The following is a 5,573-nucleotide window of genomic DNA, read 5'->3' as shown; positions in this document are numbered from 1 at the left end:
GAGCAATATCGCTCGTAACCAAACGAGGACGACGACTCGTTCTGGTTAATCGAAAAATCATCCCTTGATGTTATTTGCCGCTCTATATGGGCGGCATTCTTTTTACCTGGAGGAAAGCATGGAAATCGACGTTCGAAAAGTTGCAACTTATTCATCAAATGGTGGATGGAGAGAAGTAACCGTCAAAGAAGATAATACGACTATTAAGTTTGACTTAAACACTTATGGCGAAATTAAAGAGTTTTGCCATCACCTCTTGGATACCGCTTTTGCTGAGATGGAAATGGATGAAATCATCGCCTATCTAACGGAAAACAGCTATAGCGACGAGATTATCGAGCGCTACGAAGAAGAGAAATCAGAAGCCGCCTGAGTGCGGCTTTTTCATGCCCGCATATCAACAGAGATTCACGAGTCTCTATCGCTATGCAATCACACACAACATAAGGAACCAGCCCATGATGCAACTAAGCCTCGCGGGTAGCGGCGTCATGTCCGCTTTTTATCCCGCTGAATCCGAATTATCCAAGCGTATTCGTCGTCTTATTCGCGCTGTTCGTAAGCAACTGGAGGCGTTATGCAAAACACATTAACCGTTATTCGCCAGTGCGTAACTCCAGGAATGCTGGTTATTCACCACGGAAAGCCATGGAGAGCAGCAGTTAACAAAGACGGCAAGTTGCACATCCACACACTGACCGAAGCTAAGCCACTTAAAGACCTGCTGGTAGATATCGTGCTTAACCATAAAAACGAGCCGGAGATTATTTAGTGAGCATTACAGATACCTGGTCAGACGATGCGTTTATTCGCCTTATGCAGGACATGCTCAATCAGCAGAAAGAACAGGAGAACGATAATGATTCCTACAGACCTAGCCAGAACTCCAGAATTAAGCAGGATAAAGCGTCAGTATCACCTGACTGAGGCAATGTACTGGCGTAAGGCCGGTGATAAGTCGATGAAGTCCTTCTGTCTTGATATGGCTCGTCGTGAGCGAATGAATAAAGGCGAGTTTCTGGCTAATCCTTCCGAACTCCCATTCTGAGGTGTTTATGAATTTGAATGATTTTGATGCGCCATTCGCTGCTGACGATATTGAATGGCGTATCCAACAAAGCGGAAAAACGCGAGATGGTAAAGTCTGGGCAATGGTGCTCGCGTATGTGACCAACAGGGCAATCATGAAGCGCCTTGATGATGTATGCGGCAAGGCTGGCTGGCGTAACGAATATCGGGATATCCCGAACAACGGCGGTGTTGAATGTGGCATATCAATCAAGATTGGTTCTGAATGGGTAACCAAATGGGATGCTGCTGAAAACACACAGGTAGAAGCCGTCAAAGGTGGTCGCTCCGGCGCAATGAAGCGTGCTGCCGTTCAGTGGGGAATTGGTCGGTATCTGTATAACCTTGAGGAAGGTTTTGCGCAGATATCCAGTGATAAGAAACAAGGATGGCACAGGGCCAAACTGAAGGATGGAACAGGATTTTACTGGCTCCCTCCATCGCTGCCGAACTGGGCCATGCCAGCATCAGGCAATCAACCATCACCAGAAAATACCAACCAGAAATCTCCATCGGTTGACTGCGAACAAATCCTGAAAGACTTCAGCGATTATGCAGCAACAGAAACTGACAAGAAAAAACTCATTGAGCGTTATCAGCATGACTGGCAATTATTGGCTGGTCACGATGATGCGCAGACAAAATGCGTTCAGGTAATGAATATCAGAATAAATGAGCTTAAACAGGTGGCTTAATGAGAAGATTAAACATAACTCCAGCAGAGATGGAGTCAGTTTGCGGTCGCATGGTAGCTTGCCGTGCAGCAGAACATCTGGGCCTAAACATAAATCAGTTTTATTACATAGCAAAAAAACTGTCATTAAAAACGGCATTCGTTAAGCCAAGATGGAGCGACGACGAAGACAAAAGAATGCAGACGCTTATCTCATCAGGCTATACACAAAGAAATGTAGCAAAAATTCTCGGGCGAAGTGAAGAGTCGGTAAAAAGCAGGCTATCACGTTTACGAAAGAAATAACCCTATACGTACCACATTATTCGGATAACCTACCCTGGAGTAAATTATGCCAGCGCCTGTGTATGGTGCGAATGACCCGCGCCGCTGTTCCGGCAATTCCGTCTCGGAGGTGCTGGATAAATTCAGAAAAAACTACGACCTGATAATGTCACTACCGCAGGAAACGAAAGAGGAAAAGGAATTTCGCCACTGTATATGGCTTGCAGAGAAAGAAGAACGCGAGCGAATTTACCAGACATCCATCCGGCCATTCCGCAAAGCCACTTACACCCAATTCATTGAAACAGACCCGCGCCTTAAAAATTACCGTTCGCGTTACGGCGCTATCAGCAATAACTGAGGAATTCATCATGAGAGGTTTGTCCTATGACCACGGAATCCTTCCATCGGAAATGATTATTCGACACCGCTTCAAACCCATCAAAGATACTCCACGCGAAGAAATGCTGGCGAGAAATAGTTTTCCATCAGTGAATGAAAACAAATATCTGAATGCAATGTTGCGGAGTGGGAAGAAATGAAAGAAGTGAAAATATACACGATTGTCAGTGACCAGTTATCACCACCAATAACAGGAGAATCATTCTGTACTGATATGGTGCGTCATAGTGATTATGCGGAGCTTGAGGCTAAATACGCGGTGTTAACGGTGGATAACGATAAAGCAATGGAGTCACTTAAGCAGGCTAATGCAGTTGTTAAGTTGGCACACGAGAAGTTTTCGGCGATGGCAGCGGAGAACACTGCACTGAAAAAATCAGATGTCGAATTCAACGAATATTGTCGTCGCGAGTGCGAGGACGTTGGCGATACGTGGGTGGACGATTTCACTGAGACCCCAGCCACTGACGCTTTTCTGGCTGAGGTGCGGGCAAGTGCAATCCCTGAAGGTTTAAATATTCGCGCTATCGCCGCGCTTCGTGCCGCCGTACGTAATCAGTGGCTGAAGTCTGATAATTTTGCAGACAAGGTTTACTGGAAGAGCATGCACTCTATTGCCAATGAGATCGTCGAGGCAATGATGAAAAATGAGCCACATCAACCTACCGAAAACCATATCCCATCCCGCGAAGCCATTATTGCTGGTGGCGTTTTGGTCCAATGCCCTCGATGCTATAACGATTCTTACCGTTTGAATGTTAATGGTCTGACTCATTATTGGTGCGACAAGTGTGCAAACTCCATTACTTCGGAGAGCAAATGACACTAATCATCCAATCCGAGGCTTATATCATTGGTATTGAGAAGGCACTAGACGATTCAGAGCGCACCGTTGGGAGCATCATCGAACCGCAGAAAGACGGATCTCTACGTGTTGTGGCTACGTTCAATGAGGCAGTAGCTTCCGTCATAGAGCAGCTGGACAACAAGGTACGCGCCGCCGAACAGCGCGTAAAAGAGATGGAAGCGAAACAGCAGCATATCAGCCTGAAACCGCAGCCGCTAACACTGGCGAACGAGACGATGGACGTTGAGCGCCTGCGTGAAATCGCTGAAGAGGACAATGGTAGCGACGTTAAGTTTGAATGCTCAGTGATGGCGCGCATGCTGCTTTCTGTGGCCCTAAACAGCGATCCAGTGGCCTATACCGACGCGGAGGAGTTGGAGAGCCTGGAAGGAGTTGATGGGCACTCTTACGCGCACCTGTGGCCAAACTCCTACGGTTTCGGCAAAGACATTGCGCTCTATACCGTTCCGCAGATGATGCCGCTGCCGGTGAACATCCTGGACGATGAAACCAATCGGGACGTCTTTGAAGCCTGGGTGGCGGACTATACCGGCCATACCAAAGGCTTTGTGCGCCAGTTCCGAGTAGACGACAAATACCGTAGCGACTCGATGTGGAATAAATACTGGAACACCTGGAACGCCTGCCGCGCCGCCATGCTTCAGGGTAGCCAACCTGTAAGCCAAACTTACAACTTGCCAGAATTAATCGAAGGCATGGAAGTTTCCATTGATGTAAGCACTTGTGATGCTGATTTAGGTAATCGCTATTTCGGTACTGTCACCGAGGTATCAGAACTGGACACAGCCAAGAACGGTTACATCCTTCTGGTTCAGGACGCAAAGCCAAATTTCGATGTGAATGGCAACTCTCCGGTAACTCAGGATGGTTGGATAAGCTGTAGTGAGCGAATGCCGGATAGCAAAACTGGCGTTCTTGTTGCCAGAGAGTTTGGCAGGAAAGGTGACTGGCGAATGAAATGGGCGACTTACATCCCGTGGCATCCTGACACTAATGATGGGTGGCTAATTCCTGGGGCGTCGTGGAAACCATCACACTGGATGCCGCTACCAGAGCCGCCGCAGGAGGAAAAGTAATGCAACCATTTGGGAAATTCTATTCGGTTGATGGTTGTACCTGTTCGTTGTGTCGCTCACGAGGCTACAGAAAAGGAAACGGATATGATGCTGAATTGAGAACCTGTAAACATCGAGCTCGTCAGCAGAGTAAGCGACTGATTGATAAGGAGTTAAGACAGTTCGAAAGCATTCGCGATTATTGATCAAACTGAACTATAGCAGAAGCCGTAAACAATTTGTTTTCAGAGTTAAGTTATTATCTAACCCTTCAAAATTGACCAACATTTGCTTTAATTTATACTGTACAAAAACACAGTATATATGGTGGCTAAAATGGGTGGCAAAGTACCTAACTACCAAATCGTTTATAGAGACGAGACACTCAATTATTTCAAGCCTGGAGGATATGTTTTCTTTCAAAGGCTTAAGGAATATGGCGGTGGTTATTGGTTAGGCAAAATTTACGAGGATGGGTTCGAGTTTGTGCTTGAAAGGCCAACCTCATTAAGTGAGGGAATTAAGCATTTACTTGTTTTAAAATACGTTGAAGATGGGTATTTGGAATTTGTAGATGATATCGACGACTTCAAGCTCCAATGATGCGATAGCTTTTAACATACCTCATGTGAAGATTATACGTTCGCATGTCATTCAGCACGTAACTATCTTATGCTGAAAGATAAAACAAGCGCTCTTCGGGGTGCTTGTTTGCTTATCGGGAGAGTCCACAGATGCTGAAGCGCAGCAGCTCGGCTCTCAGCACCGCAAAAATAACAATCCTCGCACTCGCGGGGATTTTTTTATCTGAACTCGCTACGGCGGGTTTTTTATTGGAGATAGATGATGGCAATGAATAAACGAGAAAAAGAACAACTTGAAAACGCTGTTCGCCTTATGGATATAAACCGATCGCTTAGATGGTCTGACTATGGAGCAGATCGCGATGTAGGCGTACCAGATAGCATCACCCAGTATGTTAACGGTTGGTCTATCAACACATATTCCTGCCGTGTATATAAATCATGGTCATCCACTGTATCTCATGGTGACGGATGGGTTGAAAATGAAGAAAGACCCCGCTCCGCATCACAGAAAGGGATTGCGCAATACAGCACCAAAGAAAAGGCACTTAAAGCATTAAGGCATTGCATGGAAATGAAGTTTGCAGAAGCACTATACGAGATAGACCAGCAAATTCTCGCCACCGACGCGGAGTAAC

The 5,573-nt window shown here is 46.2% G+C and carries 12 protein-coding genes and 1 pseudogene; 12 read left to right on the top strand and 1 reads right to left on the bottom strand.

Annotation, left to right across the window (positions count from 1 at the left end; all coding sequences use genetic code 11):
* Positions 1-118 precede the first annotated feature (118 nt).
* Complete coding sequence (locus ABVN36_RS24465; protein WP_000401881.1) at positions 119-373, top strand: hypothetical protein; 255 nt, start codon at positions 119-121, stop codon at positions 371-373.
* Between the two features lie 85 nt (positions 374-458).
* Positions 459-593 carry a hypothetical protein gene (locus ABVN36_RS24460; RefSeq protein ID WP_000983401.1) on the top strand — a complete coding sequence of 45 codons (135 nt, stop codon included), beginning with the start codon at positions 459-461 and terminating at the stop codon, positions 591-593.
* On the opposite strand, the gene ABVN36_RS24455 is transcribed toward ABVN36_RS24460, so the two are convergent.
* On the bottom strand, positions 590-748 hold the full coding sequence (locus ABVN36_RS24455) for a hypothetical protein (protein WP_157784771.1): 159 nt from the start codon (positions 746-748) through the stop codon (positions 590-592). The two genes, ABVN36_RS24460 and ABVN36_RS24455, sit on opposite strands and share 4 nt — an antisense overlap.
* A gap of 111 nt (positions 749-859) precedes the next feature.
* Between ABVN36_RS24455 and ABVN36_RS24450 the strand changes: the two genes are divergently transcribed.
* The 10 genes and pseudogenes from ABVN36_RS24450 (at position 860) to ABVN36_RS24405 (ending at position 5,572) form a co-directional block, all read left to right on the top strand.
* Complete coding sequence (locus ABVN36_RS24450) at positions 860-1,048, top strand: hypothetical protein (RefSeq protein ID WP_000613174.1); 189 nt, start codon at positions 860-862, stop codon at positions 1,046-1,048.
* Positions 1,049-1,055: 7 nt separating this feature from the next.
* A complete protein-coding gene (locus tag ABVN36_RS24445; protein WP_393923741.1) occupies positions 1,056-1,763 on the top strand; it encodes a Rad52/Rad22 family DNA repair protein in 708 nt (235 codons plus the stop codon).
* On the top strand, positions 1,763-2,047 hold the full coding sequence (locus ABVN36_RS24440) for a sigma-70 family RNA polymerase sigma factor (RefSeq protein WP_001253476.1): 285 nt from the start codon (positions 1,763-1,765) through the stop codon (positions 2,045-2,047). Before ABVN36_RS24445 ends, ABVN36_RS24440 begins: the two co-directional genes overlap by 1 nt.
* A 46-nt stretch (positions 2,048-2,093) precedes the next feature.
* Positions 2,094-2,387 (top strand): phage anti-RecBCD protein, encoded by a 294-nt coding sequence (locus tag ABVN36_RS24435; RefSeq protein ID WP_017441417.1) that lies wholly within the window; start codon positions 2,094-2,096, stop codon positions 2,385-2,387.
* Between the two features lie 10 nt (positions 2,388-2,397).
* The gene (locus ABVN36_RS24430; RefSeq protein WP_023138676.1) at positions 2,398-2,568 is read left to right on the top strand and encodes a DUF2737 family protein; all 171 of its coding nucleotides are present in this window, start codon (positions 2,398-2,400) and stop codon (positions 2,566-2,568) included.
* Positions 2,565-3,251, top strand: coding sequence for a hypothetical protein (locus tag ABVN36_RS24425; protein WP_239495172.1), 687 nt, complete (start codon positions 2,565-2,567; stop codon positions 3,249-3,251). The genes ABVN36_RS24430 and ABVN36_RS24425 overlap by 4 nt, the downstream gene beginning before the upstream one ends.
* A 665-nt stretch (positions 3,252-3,916) precedes the next feature.
* Positions 3,917-4,372 (top strand): annotated as a pseudogene (locus tag ABVN36_RS24420) (DUF551 domain-containing protein); the annotation flags it as partial.
* A 315-nt stretch (positions 4,373-4,687) separates the two neighbouring features.
* On the top strand, positions 4,688-4,954 hold the full coding sequence (locus ABVN36_RS24415) for a hypothetical protein (protein ID WP_023138681.1): 267 nt from the start codon (positions 4,688-4,690) through the stop codon (positions 4,952-4,954).
* 131 nt (positions 4,955-5,085) lie between these two features.
* Positions 5,086-5,211, top strand: a complete 126-nt coding sequence (locus ABVN36_RS24410; protein WP_023138682.1) for a hypothetical protein — start codon at positions 5,086-5,088, stop codon at positions 5,209-5,211.
* A complete protein-coding gene (locus tag ABVN36_RS24405; RefSeq protein ID WP_223163363.1) occupies positions 5,195-5,572 on the top strand; it encodes a hypothetical protein in 378 nt (125 codons plus the stop codon). Before ABVN36_RS24410 ends, ABVN36_RS24405 begins: the two co-directional genes overlap by 17 nt.
* The last annotated feature ends 1 nt before the right edge of the window (position 5,573 follow it).

It is taken from the genome of Salmonella sp. SJTUF15581, assembly GCF_043356775.1.
GTDB lineage: Bacteria > Pseudomonadota > Gammaproteobacteria > Enterobacterales > Enterobacteriaceae > Salmonella > Salmonella enterica.
Note: the sequence above shows the minus strand (reverse complement) of the source record. Positions and strands in the feature narration are given on the sequence as shown.